19 protein-coding genes, 2 tRNA genes and 1 other annotated feature are annotated in these 16,927 nt (G+C 50.2%); of the genes, 14 read left to right on the top strand and 7 right to left on the bottom strand.

What is annotated here, in order from left to right; all coding sequences use genetic code 11:
* Positions 1 to 125: 125 nt before the first annotated feature.
* The gene (locus DFP94_RS11150) at positions 126 to 986 is read left to right on the top strand and encodes a TrmH family RNA methyltransferase (protein ID WP_181873101.1); all 861 of its coding nucleotides are present in this window, start codon (positions 126 to 128) and stop codon (positions 984 to 986) included.
* A 6-nt stretch (positions 987 to 992) separates the two neighbouring features.
* On the opposite strand, the gene DFP94_RS11145 is transcribed toward DFP94_RS11150, so the two are convergent.
* Positions 993 to 1,559 carry a hypothetical protein gene (locus tag DFP94_RS11145; protein WP_114496551.1) on the bottom strand — a complete coding sequence of 189 codons (567 nt, stop codon included), beginning with the start codon at positions 1,557 to 1,559 and terminating at the stop codon, positions 993 to 995.
* Positions 1,560 to 1,660: 101 nt separating this feature from the next.
* On the opposite strand from DFP94_RS11145, the gene DFP94_RS11140 reads away from it, so the two are divergent.
* Together DFP94_RS11140 and DFP94_RS11135 are read left to right on the top strand one after the other, a co-directional pair.
* Complete coding sequence (locus tag DFP94_RS11140; RefSeq protein WP_114496550.1) at positions 1,661 to 2,254, top strand: TetR/AcrR family transcriptional regulator; 594 nt, start codon at positions 1,661 to 1,663, stop codon at positions 2,252 to 2,254.
* 97 nt (positions 2,255 to 2,351) lie between these two features.
* Positions 2,352 to 2,615, top strand: coding sequence for a hypothetical protein (locus DFP94_RS11135; protein WP_181873100.1), 264 nt, complete (start codon positions 2,352 to 2,354; stop codon positions 2,613 to 2,615).
* A gap of 255 nt (positions 2,616 to 2,870) precedes the next feature.
* Here the strand turns inward: DFP94_RS11135 and trpS are convergent, their stop codons facing one another.
* On the bottom strand, positions 2,871 to 3,887 hold the full coding sequence (trpS, locus tag DFP94_RS11130; protein ID WP_114496549.1) for a tryptophan--tRNA ligase: 1,017 nt from the start codon (positions 3,885 to 3,887) through the stop codon (positions 2,871 to 2,873).
* A 146-nt stretch (positions 3,888 to 4,033) separates the two neighbouring features.
* Positions 4,034 to 4,334 (bottom strand) — a binding site (T-box leader).
* A gap of 164 nt (positions 4,335 to 4,498) precedes the next feature.
* Here trpS and DFP94_RS11125 point away from each other — a divergent pair.
* From DFP94_RS11125 to DFP94_RS11110, 4 genes are all read left to right on the top strand, one after another.
* Complete coding sequence (locus tag DFP94_RS11125; protein WP_114496548.1) at positions 4,499 to 5,623, top strand: outer membrane lipoprotein-sorting protein; 1,125 nt, start codon at positions 4,499 to 4,501, stop codon at positions 5,621 to 5,623.
* 191 nt (positions 5,624 to 5,814) lie between these two features.
* Entirely contained in the window at positions 5,815 to 6,999 is a 1,185-nt protein-coding gene (gene alr, locus DFP94_RS11120; protein ID WP_114496547.1) for an alanine racemase, read from the top strand.
* 248 nt (positions 7,000 to 7,247) lie between these two features.
* Positions 7,248 to 7,529, top strand: a complete 282-nt coding sequence (locus tag DFP94_RS11115) for a CopG family ribbon-helix-helix protein (protein ID WP_018750966.1) — start codon at positions 7,248 to 7,250, stop codon at positions 7,527 to 7,529.
* Positions 7,530 to 7,532: 3 nt separating this feature from the next.
* On the top strand, positions 7,533 to 7,883 hold the full coding sequence (locus DFP94_RS11110) for a type II toxin-antitoxin system PemK/MazF family toxin (protein ID WP_114496546.1): 351 nt from the start codon (positions 7,533 to 7,535) through the stop codon (positions 7,881 to 7,883).
* Positions 7,884 to 8,035: 152 nt separating this feature from the next.
* On the opposite strand, the gene DFP94_RS25480 is transcribed toward DFP94_RS11110, so the two are convergent.
* Positions 8,036 to 8,197, bottom strand: a complete 162-nt coding sequence (locus tag DFP94_RS25480; RefSeq protein ID WP_181873099.1) for a hypothetical protein — start codon at positions 8,195 to 8,197, stop codon at positions 8,036 to 8,038.
* A gap of 257 nt (positions 8,198 to 8,454) precedes the next feature.
* On the opposite strand from DFP94_RS25480, the gene DFP94_RS11105 reads away from it, so the two are divergent.
* Positions 8,455 to 8,817 carry a DUF4190 domain-containing protein gene (locus tag DFP94_RS11105; protein WP_114496545.1) on the top strand — a complete coding sequence of 121 codons (363 nt, stop codon included), beginning with the start codon at positions 8,455 to 8,457 and terminating at the stop codon, positions 8,815 to 8,817.
* 167 nt (positions 8,818 to 8,984) lie between these two features.
* Positions 8,985 to 11,195 carry a Tex family protein gene (locus tag DFP94_RS11100; RefSeq protein WP_114496544.1) on the top strand — a complete coding sequence of 737 codons (2,211 nt, stop codon included), beginning with the start codon at positions 8,985 to 8,987 and terminating at the stop codon, positions 11,193 to 11,195.
* Positions 11,196 to 11,294: 99 nt separating this feature from the next.
* Here DFP94_RS11100 and cmpA read toward each other — a convergent pair whose 3' ends face one another.
* Positions 11,295 to 11,432, bottom strand: a complete 138-nt coding sequence (gene cmpA, locus DFP94_RS11095) for a cortex morphogenetic protein CmpA (RefSeq protein WP_114496543.1) — start codon at positions 11,430 to 11,432, stop codon at positions 11,295 to 11,297.
* A gap of 85 nt (positions 11,433 to 11,517) precedes the next feature.
* On the bottom strand, positions 11,518 to 11,871 hold the full coding sequence (locus DFP94_RS11090) for a hydrolase/acyltransferase (RefSeq protein ID WP_114496542.1): 354 nt from the start codon (positions 11,869 to 11,871) through the stop codon (positions 11,518 to 11,520).
* 99 nt (positions 11,872 to 11,970) lie between these two features.
* On the opposite strand from DFP94_RS11090, the gene DFP94_RS11085 reads away from it, so the two are divergent.
* A complete protein-coding gene (locus DFP94_RS11085; RefSeq protein ID WP_114496541.1) occupies positions 11,971 to 12,432 on the top strand; it encodes a SprT family protein in 462 nt (153 codons plus the stop codon).
* A gap of 244 nt (positions 12,433 to 12,676) precedes the next feature.
* Here the strand turns inward: DFP94_RS11085 and DFP94_RS11075 are convergent, their stop codons facing one another.
* Together DFP94_RS11075 and DFP94_RS11070 are read right to left on the bottom strand one after the other, a co-directional pair.
* Positions 12,677 to 13,264, bottom strand: a complete 588-nt coding sequence (locus tag DFP94_RS11075) for an ArsR/SmtB family transcription factor (RefSeq protein WP_114496539.1) — start codon at positions 13,262 to 13,264, stop codon at positions 12,677 to 12,679.
* Between the two features lie 94 nt (positions 13,265 to 13,358).
* Positions 13,359 to 14,609 carry an MFS transporter gene (locus DFP94_RS11070; protein ID WP_114496538.1) on the bottom strand — a complete coding sequence of 417 codons (1,251 nt, stop codon included), beginning with the start codon at positions 14,607 to 14,609 and terminating at the stop codon, positions 13,359 to 13,361.
* A gap of 211 nt (positions 14,610 to 14,820) precedes the next feature.
* Between DFP94_RS11070 and DFP94_RS11065 the strand changes: the two genes are divergently transcribed.
* The 4 genes from DFP94_RS11065 to DFP94_RS11050 all read left to right on the top strand — a co-directional run bounded on the left by DFP94_RS11065 (position 14,821) and on the right by DFP94_RS11050 (position 16,879).
* Positions 14,821 to 14,896, top strand: a tRNA-Asn gene (locus tag DFP94_RS11065).
* Between the two features lie 7 nt (positions 14,897 to 14,903).
* A tRNA-Ser gene (locus DFP94_RS11060) sits at positions 14,904 to 14,992 on the top strand.
* A gap of 285 nt (positions 14,993 to 15,277) precedes the next feature.
* Positions 15,278 to 15,856 carry a glycerol-3-phosphate responsive antiterminator gene (locus DFP94_RS11055; RefSeq protein WP_114496537.1) on the top strand — a complete coding sequence of 193 codons (579 nt, stop codon included), beginning with the start codon at positions 15,278 to 15,280 and terminating at the stop codon, positions 15,854 to 15,856.
* A gap of 237 nt (positions 15,857 to 16,093) precedes the next feature.
* On the top strand, positions 16,094 to 16,879 hold the full coding sequence (locus DFP94_RS11050) for an HAD-IIA family hydrolase (RefSeq protein ID WP_114496536.1): 786 nt from the start codon (positions 16,094 to 16,096) through the stop codon (positions 16,877 to 16,879).
* The last annotated feature ends 48 nt before the right edge of the window (positions 16,880 to 16,927 follow it).

Here is a 16,927-nt window from a genome sequence, read left to right as displayed (position 1 = left end):
GGCTTTTTTGTCTTTTGCGGAACCGATTATATCAAAAACAAGTAGGAACCGAACTCGATGTTTCGGCCGCAAGTTTGATCTATTAAGGTGAATGGTATAATCCAGGCATAAAAGGAACGATGGACATGATTTCTACGGAAATAGCTTTATTACTCGATAAGTATCGCCATAAGATCAAAGCGGTCGGTATGCATCATGAAAAAATAGCGGAGCTCAGGCGCATGCTGAATCACGGAACCGCCGATCAGTCCGGGCTGCGATTTGCTGCCGAAGGGATGTGGTCGCAGCAAAAACTGCTTATGGCGGGGCTGCCTATCAGCGCCTTCTATTTCTGTCCGGAATGCGCGTATAGCCGGGAAGCGTTCCACTTGGCACAGAGCATGATCCATGCGGCCGGCGAAGTATGTCTGATTTCCAAAAAGGTGCTGGGAAAGCTGGTTGACCGGGACAAACCCGACGGTTTCCTGTCGGTTGCGGAATTGCCTATGATTCCTGAACATGAGCTTGAGCTGATCCTGCCGGATAACGCTTTGGTCATGGTGCTGGACGGACTGGAATCTCCCGGCAATATCGGAACCATCCTGCGGAGTTGCGACGGGGCGGGGGTGGATGCCCTATTGATCTGCAACCCCAAAGTGAGGCTGACCCACCCCAAACTGATCAAAGCCAGTATGGGGGCAGCGTTTGTAATCCCGATGGTTTGTTTTGCAGCGGCAGAGCATTGTGTGGATTGGCTGGTTTCCCGGGGCTACGAGATCTATTTGGCTGATTCTTCCGCAGAGGAATGTTACAAGGCGGCTCGGCGTGGCGGCAATACGGCCCTCGTTGCAGGCAGTGAACGCTATGGCCTTTCCGAAGCTTGGCACGGTGGCGGAGACGCGATCCGCAAAGTTTCGATCCCGATGCACGGGATATGCGATTCCTTGAATGTCGGGATTGCCGCTTCGATCCTCATCTATGAGATCAGTACTACACCGCTGGATTAGTCGCTTTTAAAGGCCGGAAGAGGTATCGTTTTTGGATTTCGCCTGTCTGGGCCAAATGAAGTAGCTGCAAGTGATGAGAAGATCTATGCCCAGCACAAGGCACCATAATTTAAGCACGCCGCTTAAAGCCTCGGTTCTGGCAGGGTCATTAATCCAATAAATGAGACCGATGAGCAGTCCGGCTCCGATCAGAAACGACAGGATATGCCGGAAGAAGCCCTTAAGATAATGTTTGGCATAATCCATTCCATATCGTTTGACCGGTTTTGCGGCGTCTTGTTTGGCGACATAGTAACGGAAACGTTCATCAGCCCAGCCGACCATACTTTTGCCGAAGGCGATCGATACGCCGATATAGACGGCGGCAATGGCATGGGCCGTAGTGGCTTCAGCCCCACGATATAGGTCCAAGCCGGTCATGGCAAGAAGGATCAGGTCGATCACCGGGGTCAACGCCAGCAGAAATAATCCGAGCTTCGGCAATTTGAAGAAATATCGTACGGTCAAACCGGCAATAATGACGAACCAAAAGGCTATTTCGCAGATCACAATCATCCAGGCAACGTTAGTCATATTCTCTCCTTTGAAAAATAAAAATCGGATGGTTTTAATTTTATATAATACATATGTATTAAAAAAATGTCCACTCCGTTTTTTTCTGATACACTGGACTTATGCCAAAACAAGTAGATCATGAACAAAGAAAACAAAATATCGCGGAAGCTACATGGCGGGTTATTGTTAACCAGGGCATGGAGGAGGCCACCGTGCGGAACATCGCCAAAGAGGCCAACTTGTCGCTAGGGGCACTGAGGCATGATTTTCCTTCCCAGGAGAGCCTGTTGGCTTATGCCATGAACCTTGTGAAGGAGAGGGCGGGGCTCCGTATCGCGGCTATAGCTGCTCAGGATCTTCCTCCCAAGGACAAAGTGCTTGGTATGCTGCTCGAGATTGTGCCGACCGATGAGCAGACAAGGGCGGAAATGGAGGTTTGGTTTGTGTTCACAGCCTATCACAACCATAAGCGGGATAACTTCGATGCGCACCATGACGGGATATCCGGCTTAATCCGGCATATTCTTGAGCAGTTGAACCGCCTTGGCTTGTTAAAGCAAGAGGTTCAGATGGACCTGGAGGCGGATAAGCTATACGCGCTGGTCGACGGCCTGGCCATGCACGCTTTATTCGATCCGCAGCGACTGGACAAAGAGCGGGTCACCCGGGTGCTGGAGAGCTATCTGTTTTCCATAGGCCGTTTTCCGGAATAAAAATAGGGAGACGTCCCGATGAACCGGGACACCTGCCCAATCTTTCTTGGGGTTTGGCACGTATACTGTGTCATGACCTAGAGGAGGTGAGGGATTTTTGACGGCGACGGCACGCGGAAATCTGGCCCGGAAGTATCTGGGTAAGCCGGTTCGGATCAAGACAAAAACCGGAGCGGTCTTCTACGGTAAGATCGTGAAAGTAGGAAACGGCAGGCTGTATCTCAAGACTGAAGCGGTTCATAATAAAGGCAGCAAGGCCCATGCGACTTTTGCGCCGATTATTTTACCTCTGGTACTGTTCGATTTGCTGGCGATCCTGCTGCTGGAGAGAAGACCGAGACGGAGAAGAATACGGCGGTAATTAAAAAACGGTTGGGGCAAATTGTTCATTGCCCCAACCGTTTTTTCATGGGAATGGAATTGACTGATGCAAATACCCGGATTACCTACAGTTAATTTGGGACTTGGAGCCCATTTCTCTTCATTAACTGGAAAACCTGCAGTTAAAAACAAGATATTTGTAGGTATCGGCCTGAAACGGAAGAAATAACTGTAGGTTCTACAGTTAATCACAACCATGAGCCGTTATTACGGGAATTAGCTGTATGGAATCCAGTTAGTCTTCCTCAGGTAAACGGAAATAGTCGAGTCCCATTGCTTCGCGCACTTCGGACAAGGTTTCCCGCGCAATCTCCCGGGCCCGTCTGGTCCCCTCCATAAGGATCTCATCGATAACGCGAGGGTTGCCCGCATAACGGGAGCGCCGTTCGCGCATCGGTTCCAGCAGCGTGTTGAGCGAGGCGACGAGGCGATGTTTGCATTCGGTGCAACCGATCGATCCGCGTTCACAGGCTTCATGGATTTCCGGGGCTCCCGACGGCTCAAATACTTTGTGGTATGCATAGATCGGACATACCTCAGGGTGTCCGGGATCATGCTTCCGAATCCGGGCCGGGTCAGTAACCGCCCGGCGGATTTTATAGGACAATTGTTCCGGCGTAATGTCCAACTCGATGGCGTTGCCGAGGCTTTTGCTCATCTTCGCGTTGCCGTCGGTGCCAACCAGCCGCGGCGTTTCGCTGATCAGCGCTTGCGGCTCGGGGAATACAGGCCGGTACAGCTCATTGAACCGGCGCACGACCTTTCGGGCAAGTTCCAGATGAGGGAGCTGATCGTCGCCTACAGGTACAATTGAAGCTTTGCAGAAAGTAATATCGGCCGCCTGGCTTACAGGATACCCTAGAAAACCGTAATACAGTTCGTCAAGGCTGCTGCCCTTCGACTCGGACTTGATCGTAGGATTGTGGCGCAATGAATTTACCGTGACGAACATGGAGAAGAAAACGGTTAACTCGGCGATTTCCGGAACCATGGATTGGAGAAATAGCGTGGCTTGATTAGGGTCGATCCCGACCGCCAAATAATCGAGGGCCACTTCGCGCAAATGCTCCCGGATGGAGTCGGGTCTGTCAAAATGGGTTGTCAGCGCCTGTACATCGGCGAGAAGAATATAAGAGTCATACTTGCCTTGCAGCATCACACGGTTTTGCAGACTGCCGACGTAATGGCCGAGATGAAGTTTTCCGGTCACGCGGTCCCCTGTCAGCATTCGCTCTTTGTGTTTCTGGTTCATTTGATTTCCTCCTTAAATTGGGCACCAGGTCCTCCGAAGAGAACAGGTCTTTGCATTCGAGAACTGAACAGCGAATCGAACTGTGCCACCACCAGCCATCTTCCACGGCCATCACCTCCTTGAAAAAAATAAAAAAACCCCGTCCGCATAAGGACGAAGTTATCGTGGTACCACCTTAATTGACCGTTCCGCCCTTTGGCAATGGGGAACTGGCCGTCTCGACCGGTACGGAGAATGAACTTGAAATATTTTCAATCCCGATATTCTCGATACCTATCCCTTGATAACGGCGGGAACCCCGGCTTTCCCTATTATGCCCTAGGCGGACAGTTCGGCAAAGCAACTCCAAAGGCCATTCGATCAAACGCGGAATACCGGTTTACAGCCACCACCGGCTCTCTGAAATTCCTGCATGTCTGTCTACTTACCCTTCATCACAGTTGTTTACGAATTTAGTTTCATATTACATCCGGAGCCGTTCAAGGTCAACGTATAAATGACCCCGTAAGCCAGTCTCTTTCGGCCAAGCCGGAACTCGTCTGCATAATCGGCCAAGTTCCCTCATAGACATGTATCAGTTTAGGAAATCAAACTGCAGAGGGGATGATCTCATGCGTCGGATCACAAAGATGCTGACTATTTTGATCGTGTTAAGCATCGTACTGGCCGCATGCGGGAAAAAGGATGCCGCTGGCGTCGTCAAGGATTTGGACAAAGTGGTTACCAAATTGGAAAGCTATCAGGGCTCCGGCATCATGACGTTGTATACAGGTGACAAGCCCCAGGAGTACAAAGTCGAGGTCTGGTATCAAAATCCGTCCTTTTACCGGATCGCACTCACCAATGCCGAGAAGGACGTGACCCAGATCGTTCTCCGCAATGAACAGGGCGTATACGTCCTGACGCCAAGCCTGAACAAAAGTTTCCGCTTCCAGAGCGATTGGCCGGAAAATCAGGGCCAGGTGTACCTCTATCAAACCTTGGTACGCAGTATTATTAGCGACGGCTCACGCCAATTCGCGAGCGACAAAGACAACTACGTATTCGAAGTGGCGGCCAACTACAACACGCATGCGCTCGTGCGTCAAAAAATCTGGTTGACCAAAGAAAATTATGCACCAAAACAAGTGCAGGTTTCGGATTCCCAAGCTAAGGTAGTCGTCGAGGTCAAATTCGACAAATTTGATTTTAATCCCAAGTTTGACAACAAATCCTTTGATATGCAGCATAATCTGGATACGGCTGCCCAGGATGCAAAAGGAACGCTGCTGGAAGTGGATGAGAACGGCATGCTGGTTGAAAAGGCACCGGAGGCTAACCAGAATGAGCAAGCGTCGGAAGAAACGGCCTTAGGTGCTGAAGAAGAAGGAGGAAACGCTGTGCTTCCGGCTTTGTCCGATCCGTTCGGCGTTATTATTCCAACCTATTTGCCTGACGGCGTCGTTTATCAGGATGATAAAATCGTCGAAGACAGCGATCGGAGCCTGGTGCTTCTGCGATATGACGGTACATATCAATTTACGCTCACGGAATCCAGGTCGCCGGACCGGACGGCCTCGCTGGTTCCCGGCGAATTGATTGACCTTGGCTTTACCGCCGGATTGTTGACCGGCGATGAACTTCAAACGTTGACCTGGACCACGGACGGCTTGGAGTTCCGGATTACAAGCGATAATCTTCCCGTCAACGAAATGGTGAAAATCGCCGCTTCTATGCAGGACCAAACGGGTAAATAATTCAGTAAAGTAGGCGGATTACGGTCGTTCAGGTGAAATGTATCATCTGGAACCCGTCTATTCGCCTCTTTCTTCATTAGAACCCTTCTCTCGGATTTGACAGCCGCTCCCCGGGACATTACCATTAGTGTATTGTTTGAGTATTTATTTTGGAGCATGGACTTTCAAACATTAGAGAAGGTGACCTAGAAGTGCAAGTGATGTATCGACCGACCCGGGCAATAATTGATTTGGACGCACTGCATTCCAATTATGCGGAACTGCGGCAGGGACTGCCGGCTGACATGAAACTGCTTGCATGTGTAAAAGCTAATGCTTATGGACATGGCGCAGTGACTGTCGCGAAGGAACTTGAACGGTATGGAGCGGATTATCTCAGCGTCGCTTTTCTGGATGAAGCGCTGGAACTTCGCCATGCCGGAATCAAACTCCCGATCCTGGTGTTGGGATACACGCCGCCACATGGCGTGAGAACCGCATGGGAACACGATATCACGCTGAATGTGTTCAGCCTGGATGTGTTGGAGTGTATCAGAGATCTTGATCCTTCGGAATTTTCGCACAGACTAAAAGTCCATATCAAAATCGACTCCGGCATGGGACGCCTTGGCTTGCTTCCCGGAGAAGAAGCGGTTGCGTTCGTTCGCGCTGCACAGCAGATTCCGCATCTGGAAGTTGAGGGCTTGTTCACTCATTATGCCACGGCGGATGAAGAAGACAAGAGCTATACATTGGAACAATATCGGCGTTTTCAGGACGTGGTCGATGCGCTGCGGGAGAATGATATTCACATCCCGATTATACATACGGGCAACAGCGCTATTGCCATTGATTTGCCGGAACTGTCTTGCCGAATGGTGAGAATCGGCATCGCATTGTACGGTCTTTATCCTTCGGATGAAGTAAACAGGGACCGTATCAAGCTGAGCCCCATTTTAACGTTGAAGACGGAGCTGGTAAGGGTCAAGACAATGCCGCCCCACTCCGCCATCAGTTACGGGGCGAAATATGTGACCGACCGGGAGGAAAGAATAGGTACGCTCCCGATCGGCTATGCCGACGGTTATTCCCGGATGCTTGGCGGCAAGGCGCAAGTATTGATACGCGGACGCCGCGTTCCTGTAGTCGGAACAATCTGTATGGACCAGTGTATGGTATCGCTACAACCTTTGGCTGATGAGGCCAAAGCAATTCAAGCCGGCGAGGAGGTTGTGCTCATCGGCCAGCAGTCCGGCGGGCAAATTACCGCAGACGAACTGGCCTCCGCATTGGGAACCATCCACTATGAGTTGGTATGCATGCTGGCACATCGAGTTCCCCGAGTTTACGTTAGCTCCGGGAAATCCGATATCGTGGTCAACCCTCTTTTTCCATAAAAACCGAGGGAATGACAAAAACCAACAAAACTTTTTTCCTGTATGAAGGAATTTATGCCAAGACTATCGAATGAATAAAACATGGAAATGATCAGGTATGTACGACAATGTCATTTTTGTTTATAATGATATGCAGCATACTTGATATACTGACGGCATATACTTCTTTTGTATATATTTCCTTGAATAATGCTATACTGAATGACAAGGAATCAGGGTCGACAAGGTTTTGGGGGTGGAAGTTAGGGATGGCCAACATGCATAACACCAAAAGAATCATGATTAGTTTACCGGATCATCTTTTGCAAGAAGTGGATGGAATCGTGGCGATGGAAAATTCCAATCGCAGCGAGTTGATCAGGCAGGCCATGAAGTTGTACTTGAATGAGCGGAAGAAGAGATTTATCCGTGAATCGATGCAGCGCGGCTATATGGAGATGGCAAAAATCAATTTATCCATGGCCTCTGAAGCATTCCATGCGGAGGAAGATGCAGACATCACTCTGGACCGCCTAGTAAGCGGGGTGTAACCATTGATCGTAAAGCGCGGCGACGTTTTTTTTGCAGACCTCTCCCCTGTTGTAGGTTCCGAGCAGGGCGGGGTAAGACCGGTGCTTATTATCCAGAACGATATCGGCAACCGATTCAGCCCGACGGCGATCGTTGCCGCCATCACGGCGCAAATCCAGAAGGCGAAGTTGCCGACTCATGTGGAGATTGACGCGGCGACGCATGGCTTTGACCGGGATTCCGTTATTTTGCTGGAACAAATCCGCACGATCGACAAACAGAGATTGACCGACAAAATTACGCATTTAGACGAAGAGACGATGAAAAAAGTGAATGACGCTTTGTTGATCAGTCTCGGTTTAATTGATTTTTAACTATACAGCCAGGCAGAGGTCGATGATCCTTGCCCGGCCGGGTGCTCCGAACGGCTTGTTCGGGGCGCTTTTTTCTGCATGAAAAAAGCAGCGATATACCTCGATGGAAGAAGCAAGCCGCTACTGATATTGTCGTATTGCTTAAAGTGTTATCAATCCGTGCGCAAAGCGTAGATCGGCCTCAGCTTAATGGCTTCATTCACTTTAAGGATGTTTCCTTTGACTACCTTGGTGGTCCGCTGAACGGACGTGGTTACTTCCGCCTTATTGTCCGGAAGAATCAGCAGCAGGATTGCAAGGAAAGTCAATATCAACGCAAAAAATACGTTCTCAAAGGTCGACTATTCAGCACCAGGAAGGTTAAATGAAGGCGGGACAAAGGAGCGCAGCGTAGACAAAAACTTGCGTGAGCACCGGAAGGCCCCGCTGAAAATAAGTTTCGATGTCGAATTATCGATCTTCATTGCTTCGTGATCAAAAGATGACTTTTTGAATAACCTCTAAAAATGGTTGGCGCCAAACAGTCAGATGAAGTACAATAATCATAGTTTATGGAGGAGGTACTTTTTTAATGGATCAGAATCCGTCAGATCAGTATCAATATTCGACGTTTAATAATTACCCGCAGGGCTACACGCCTGCGCCGCAAGGACCAGCCAAAACAAATGGTAAATCGATTGCTTCGCTCGTTCTGGGTATTTTGTCCATCGTAATTCCTTACGTGGGTTTCCTTATGGGAATTGTGGCTATCGTATTCGCCAGCCTGTCATTTAAAGAGCTGAAAAGAACCGGGGAGCAGGGACGCGGTTTATCGATCGCCGGCCTGGTTTGCGGAATTATCGGTACAGCGCTTTACGGTATCATCTTGTTTATTCTGATTTTGGCTGTTTTTATTTTTGCATCCGCAGGGATGGAGAACTATTCCACATTTTAATGAAGAAAGAAGGAAGGAACACCGCGGCCTGTACTTTGGTATCAGGTTCGGTGTTTTTCTTATTTTTGCGGGCATAGTGCTCAGGATCCGTACCGGCGCTGGAAAAGGCGAAGGAAGTTTGTGATAATAAAGAGATAAGGCATCTTTTGAATGAAAGAGGGATATCATTGTCGCAATCTGAAATTAACGCAACACAGGAGAAGCGGGAGACGGGAGACCGTGAACGTATTGTGCAGCAGGTGGCAAAGGAGCTTGCCCTGTCTCTGAAGCAGGTGCGGACAACGATTTCGCTGCTGGATGAAGGGAATACGATTCCGTTTATTGCCCGATACCGGAAGGAGATGACGGGCGAGCTCGATGAGAACCAGCTTCGCGATATCGAGGAACGTACGAACTATCTTCGGAACCTGGAAGAACGGAAAGCGGAGGTTATCCGCATCATCGCGGAGCAGGACAAGCTGAGTGAAGAGTTGGAGGCAGCCATACGTAAAGCCGTCAAGCTCCAGGAAGTGGAGGACTTGTACCGTCCTTACCGGCAGAAACGGAAGACACGGGCCAGCGTCGCCAAGGAAAGGGGACTTGCCCCCCTTGCCGAATGGCTGCTTTCCCTGCCGAAACAGGGCAATGCCTTGACGGAAGCCGCCAAGTATATCCAGCCCGATAAAGGCGTTGAAACGGCGGAAGAAGCGTTGCAGGGCGCCATGGATATCGTGGCGGAAAATATGGCGGATGAAGCAGCGACGCGGGCCTGGGTCCGCAAGTATACGATGGATCACGGCATGATGGTATCCGAGGCGAAGTCGCCGGAGGCCGAGTCCGTGTACGAGATGTATTACAACTACCGGGAAGCGGCCAAAAGAATGCCCTCTCACCGGATTCTCGCTATGAACCGCGGAGAGCGGGAAGAGGTGCTCAAGGTTTCGCTAGAGGTCGAAAATGAGCCGATACACCGCTATATCGCGGGCAGATGGATCAAGGGCGGCTCTGCGGTGGGTGACGTGCTCCACGCCGTTGTGGAAGACGCTTATAAGCGTCTGATCGCCCCTTCTATCGAACGTGAAGTGCGTGGCGAGTTGACGGAAAGAGCCGAGCAGCAGGCGATTTCCATCTTTGCCGGCAATTTGCGCAGCCTGCTGCTGCAGCCTCCGGTCCGCGGCAAAGTCGTGCTCGGCGTCGATCCGGCCTATCGAACCGGTTGCAAGCTAGCGGTCGTAGACGATACCGGCAAATTGCTTGAGGTTGCGGTGACCTATCCGACACCGCCGAACAACAAAAAGCGGGAAGCGGCCGCCAAAATTAATGAGCTGATAGACCGTTACGATGTAACACTGATCGTTGTCGGCAACGGAACCGCTTCGCGCGAGACGGAACAGTTCGTGGCGGAAATCATCGCGGAACGGAAGGATAAGCAGCTCGCCTATTTGATCGTCAATGAGGCCGGGGCGAGCGTGTATTCCGCTTCCAAATTGGCGCAGCAAGAGTTTCCCGATCTCGACGTTGCGGAACGGAGCGCCGTTTCGATTGCTCGCCGGCTGCAGGACCCGCTGGCTGAGCTTGTCAAGATCGAGCCGAAGGCGATCGGGGTCGGGCAGTATCAGCACGACGTATCCCAGAAGCATCTGGACGAAAGTTTGACCACGGTCGTGGAGTCGGCCGTGAACCATGTCGGGGTTGACGTGAATACGGCTTCGCCGTCGCTGCTCTCGTATGTCTCGGGAGTAAATGCGACAACGGCCAAGAACATCGTCAAATTCCGCGAAGAGAACGGACGGTTCCGCAGCCGGAAACAGCTGCAAAAAGTGCCGCGGCTCGGTGCCAAAACCTACGAGCAGTGCATCGGGTTTATGCGGATCAGCGAAGGCGAGCATCCGCTTGACCGCACGCCGATTCACCCTGAATCGTATGAAGTAGTGAACCGGCTGTTCGTAGAGCTGGGCGTAGGGCTCGATCAGCTCGGTTCCAAGGAACTGGCGGCGAAACTGGCCGCGCTGTATCCCGAGACGCTGGCGGACCGGCTGGAAGTCGGGGTACCGACTTTGCGCGATATTCTCGACAGCCTTCAGCGTCCCGGTCGCGATCCGCGCGAGGAACTGCCGCTTCCGATCTTCCGTACCGACGTGCTGAAGATCGAAGATTTGGCGCCGGGCATGGAACTCCAAGGCACGGTGCGCAATGTCATCGATTTCGGCGCTTTCGTCGATATCGGGATCAAGAACGATGGACTCGTTCATATTTCCCAATTGAGCGAAGGCTTTGTGAAGCATCCGATGGACGTCGTATCCGTCGGCGACAACGTGACCGTCTGGGTGCTCAACATCGATATCAATAAAGGCCGGGTCGGATTGACCATGCGCAATCCGAAGGGCCGCCAGAACTAGCGAGACGCAAGGCAAAAAAAGCCCGCCGATTCCGGCGGGCTTTCATTTTGGTTTGGCTCCTTGTCCTGGGCAGCAGGCTCCCTGACACAGATAGGCTGCTTACTGCAGGTTGCCGGATTCGCTATTTCTGTCAGGGCGATTATAATAGAAAAACCAGCAATCATTGAGCAGACGGATCTGGCGGCGGTCACGCTTGTGGAAGGCGCGCATGATTTGGTTGCTGAGCCATTTGGGCAACACGATCTCCTCCTCCGGCGCTATTTGTAGGTAGCATATGGGTGAATGCCGGAAACGGTGCATGTCCAAGTCGCGGCTCGCGGGGTTACGCGATGCCTTCTTCTTCGTACCACTGTTCCAATTGAGCCTGGAGGGCGCGGATTTCCGTCAGGAGAGAAATCAGCGGATAGTTTTCCTCCCGGATGGCGGAGAACGCCGATTCCAGTTCATTAATATAATCCAGGCCGCTTGTAATTTGCAGCGATTCTTGCAGCAGATCGAGGCCGTCGCATTCCGCGATGGCCTGCGGCAAGGACGGGACTTGCTCTGCCGTCAACTTGTCGATCTCTTTATTCAGCCGCAAGTTCAGCGCGCTCAACTGATAGGCGTAATCGGCGGGCATTTCCACGAACAATAATTTCCGGTCCTGCTGTAAAATAACGTATCTCATAACGGCCATGTCACAATAATCTCCTTTTCGTTCATTCCTACTTGACAGTGTAGCGTAAGGAGAAGTTAAAATTCAAGTACATCCTTAGAACGGGGAGGAGGTCCAACCATGGACGACAAGCAGCTTCAAATCTGGGTGGAAGAAATTTCGCTCCGGAGTTTCGGCGTGCCGTTCCGCCATCGGGCCAGGTTCAACGGACGGCTCAGAACGACTGGGGGAAGGTATTTCATGAAGAGTCATGATATCGAAATTAATCCAGCCCAACTAGAAACCTATGGAACTGAAGAAGTGGAGAAGATCATCAAACATGAGCTGTGCCACTACCATCTGCATTTGACCGGGCGTGGATACCGGCATCGTGATCCGGAGTTCAAGGCACTGCTGCAAAAAGTGGACGGAAGCCGCTACTGCCAGTCACTGCCGGGACAAGCCCGGCGTAAACCGCTCCCTTACCGGTTCAAGCTGGTTTGCTCCGACTGCGGGATGGAATATCTTCGTAAACGCCGGGTGGACCCGAAGCGCTACCGGTGCGGCAAATGCAAGGGGGTTCTGAAACTGGGCAATTTGTGAGACGGGTCTTCCTAAACCGGGGAGAAGATCATGGAATATGCTATAATAAAAACATCAAAATTCAAGGAGTGATATCCGTGGCCAAATCGCAAGCGCAGAAAATGCGACAGAAGCAGGTTCGGGAAGGAAAACGGAATCCGGAGCTAAGCCGCAGCCCATTCGCCTTCACCGACATGAGAACAAGAAAAACGAAGAGTAAGCAAGATCAACTGAACACGAGCAAACATAAGAACCGGATTTCCTATTATGGAGATGATGGTTCTTTTTTATTTTTGTGAGAATGCTCCGGATCTTGACCTTTGGCCATCGTGAAAAACACTTCATAACTTTCCCGAGGTTCGGAGGTATCGTTATTCTGATGCTTAATGCAGAACTGATTAATCCAATCGGTCAATTCCTTCGCTTCATCCTTCGTTAAAAAAATATCGTGGTTCATTAGCGTTCCCGTGGGCGTTGGCCCCTGGTTCGCAAGCAAAAAACGTTTTTTGCTCTCCTCGAACAGATTGTTCAGCAAGTTTTGCGTTTCGGATAAAAACACCTGTTGCACGGTTTCGTCGAACTCGCTCTTTTTAATCATGATCTGGCCTTGAAACGGTTCATAATACTTGGCGGTGATTCCGTTTACGAGTTTGGTGTCCACCAAGGAAACCAGGCCGATGCTCTCCAGTTTTTTTACATGATAATGCACCTTGGCCGGAACCTCATGCAACGAATTGGCAATTTCCTTAACGGTTGCGGGGCGGCCCATTTTCTGGAATTGGTTCATGATTTGAATGCGGTACGGGTCCGAGTAAATCCGGATTTCTTCCAGTGTTTTGAGTTCCTTATACATTTTTTCCCCCGAAGTGCTATCTGAATTTGTAATAAATTCTTATTTGCTAATAGTATAACGCAAGATCGGGAGAGCACACAAAGAAAAGAGAGGGTTATAGCTGCATGAAGCTGCGGTGCTTGAGCAACATAATTCCGGGTATGATCAAGAGAACACCGAATATCAGGTATAGGGTATGAACTTGTATCCATTCTCCCATCACGCCTGCAAGCATGCTTCCGAGCGGGATGGCACAGGTACATATCATGCTGAAAAGCGCACCTACTCTTCCAAGCAGCTCTCTCGGTACGGTTTCCATGAAATAGGTGGTTGCCGGTGTACTGGACAGGGAAACCGCGATGCCCATGCCGAAGCTGAATACCGCAGCGAGATAAAGAGGATGGATCGGAAAATAAGCCGGCAAGTACAGAAGCGCATAATTTCCGCCCAGAAGCATAAACCCGGCGATGATCAGGTGGCTCTTTTTGTAGGAGCTTCCTTTCTTGCTAAGCCAAAACCCGCTAAGCACCATGCCGCAGATAAGCGTTATTCCCAGCAGGCTGAGGCCGGCAGGTCCGGATTTCAAGATTTCATTGACGTATACCGGATTAAGCACGTTGTAGGCCGATAAACAGAGATTTACGTAAGCGGCGACAAGTACGATGGTTAAGATCAGTTTGTTGGTAAAAACGAATTTCAACCCTTCTTTGATTTCTTGAAGGAGCGTCGATTCTTCTGTGTTTATGCTGTCTTTAGGTTCGGGGGGGATTCGAATCAGCCAAATGAATGCAGCCGCTGCGAAAAAGGTCAATCCGTCGATCAATATCGCACCGGAAATACCGGTGAGTGCAATAATGCCTCCGGCAACCGCCAGACCGGCAAGCTCGGAAATTCGGGAAATGGAAGTACTGATGGAGTTTCCGCTCATGAGTTTTTCTTTGGGGAGAAGCCGGGGGACCAGCGCCAGTTCGGCAGGAGAGGAAAAACACTCCAACGTGGAAATCAGGAACGTAAGTACGTAAAGATGCCATGGCCTTAGCAGGGACGAGGCGTACAAGAAGGCGGTAAGGACGACTAAAAGCCCTCTGCCCACGGAAGTCAAAAGCACCACATGCCGTTTGGACCAACGGTCTACCAGCGCGCCTGTAAAAAAGCTGAACAGAATACTCGGCACGTAGTTTAAGGCAAACAAGGATCCCATCATTAATTTCGAGCCGGTTAACATGTAGACCATCCAACTGTACGCGATGGAATCGATGGAATCGCCGAACCGCGAAATGATTCTGGCGGCCAGCAAATACATGAACGATCTGTGTTCGGTTAGTCCTGCCAATTTTTTTGTTTTCGGTAGTGCTTCTACAGTCATGAGCAACAACCTCCTTTAGTAAAAAGTATTGTAAAATATTTTTAACGTTAAATTAATTTTAACGATAAAAAACTTTTTTTCAAGACCTGAAATGGGTAATTTTCCAAAACTTTTTGTTTGTTTTATCTAGGGAAGAAACGGCCTTCATTATTGACTTTGATACGGAAACGTGATAAATTAAAACATGTTCTGATTGTAATATTTCTGCTATTCCCTGATAGCTCAGTTGGTAGAGCACTCGACTGTTAATCGAGTTGTCACAGGTTCGAGTCCTGTTCGGGGAGCCATTTTCTTGGAGAGATACCCAAGTGGCTATAAGGGGACCCTCTGCTAAGGGGTTAGACTGCGTAAGCGGTGCGAGGGTTCGAATCCCTCTCTCTCCGTTCTGAGTTACATCGATGAAACGGCCTGCCGGATTTTTCCGGCAGGCCGTTTTTTTGTGTAGGGATGAGAACCCTCATAGGAGGGGACGTCGGAGCATAGGCATCGTGAGGAAAGCTTCGCAGTCTCGACCAACGGGAGAGTATCCCTCTCTCTCCGTTCTGAATTACATCGATGAAACGGCCTGCCGGATTTTTCCGGTAGGCCGTTTTTTTGTATAGGAGTTAATACTGTTCAAATAGTCCGCTGCTAAACTGTAGACAAGACTTAAGAGGCAGGTGGAAAACATGGGCTACTATCCAATCATCGCTTCCGTAACGAAAGAGGAACAGTTTGAGCAAGTTCTGCAAAGCGAGGTTACGCGGGTAAATTTGATGATAGGACATATCGGAAGTATTGAGGAATTCATCTCCCGGCTTCACGATGCGGGCAAGCAGGTATATGCCCATATCGAGATGATTGCCGGACTTGGGCGAGATGCTCATTCCATTACTTATTTATGCGACAAGTTCAAAGCCGACGGCATCGTTACGACAAAATCCAGCGCCATTGCTGCGGCGAGACAGGCTGGTATCAAAAGCATCCAGCGTATTTTCGCGATCGATACCGCCGCAATGACTACCGCGGTGAAGATGATTAACAGTACGAATCCCGACGAAGTGGAGCTGATGCCCGGACTGATGCCGCGGGTGACCCGGGAATTGAAAAGCATGATAAAGCAGCCGTTGATCGTAGGCGGTCTGATCCGTCACGAGCATGAAATCATCGAAGCGTTGGCAAGCGGTGCGGATTATATTTCCACCGGCGATCCGCACATTTGGAATCATATGAATGCAAAGATGAAATCGGGAAACTTGATCGGTTGATGTAAAGTGTAGCCGCCGATTCAAGAGTTTACACAAAAATAACATATACTTGATGATACGATGACAAACCCGGCTTATACTTTTCTTGTACCAACGTTTACTGTAATTACGGGTTGAGACCAGGAGAAAACCCTTGTTCGGTAATGTGGATACGGTAAGACCTTATTGGGTCTTCTTCCGCATCCCATTGCTTCGGGCAAGGGTTATTTTGTTTGAAAGGAGCAGCTTGGCAAACAAATGCAGCAGATCCCTTTGCGTGATTTTTCCAGTTATCTGTTCGATCTTGACGGGACGATTTATGTTGGCGGTAAGGCATTGAACGGAGCGGCAGAAACGATTAAAGCCTTGCAGGAACAAATGAAAACGACGATGTTTGCCACGAATACTACGTTGTACACCAGAGAGGAAGTGCGGGACAAGCTAGCGGGCTTCGGCATTTCTTGCAAGACAGAGGAGGTTATCACCGCCCTATCGGTTGCAGGCATGTATTTCCGGGATTTCGCCACGGGATCCAAGGTGTTTCTTCTCGGAGGCGAAGCAATGGAGGAAGAGATGAGCCGATTCGGAATTGCGGTTACCGGGGAAGCAAGGCAGGCCACTCATGTGCTTGTTGGATTGGATCGGAGTTTCGACTTCGATAAAATGACCACCGTCGTGAATGCCGTAAGAAACGGCACGCAGCTTGTTGGTGCCAATCCCGATCCTTTTTGCCCGGTAGAAGAAGGCGTTATCCCGGACACCTGGGCTTTTATAAAGGCCATTGAAACAGCGAGCGGAGTTCCGGTCGGCGTAACCCTCGGTAAGCCCACAAAATATTACGCTTCCTATGCCTTGAAGCAGCTCCGGAATAGTCCGGATAAATGCCTGATGGTCGGTGACCGGCTGGATACGGACATTGCTTTGGGAAAAAGCATCGGGATGCACACCGCGCTTGTGCTCACCGGCGTGGATTCGCGGGAATCGATTCCGCGAGCGGGGATTCATCCCGATTACGTCTGCACATCCATCAAAGACATTCTGTAAGAACATCGTCATCAACCTGAATCAAACTTATACCCCAGTAATAACCTT

Origin of the sequence: Fontibacillus phaseoli, assembly GCF_003337355.1 — a bacterium.
In the GTDB taxonomy this organism is placed as follows: domain Bacteria; phylum Bacillota; class Bacilli; order Paenibacillales; family Paenibacillaceae; genus Fontibacillus; species Fontibacillus phaseoli.
Note: the sequence above shows the minus strand (reverse complement) of the source record. Positions and strands in the feature narration are given on the sequence as shown.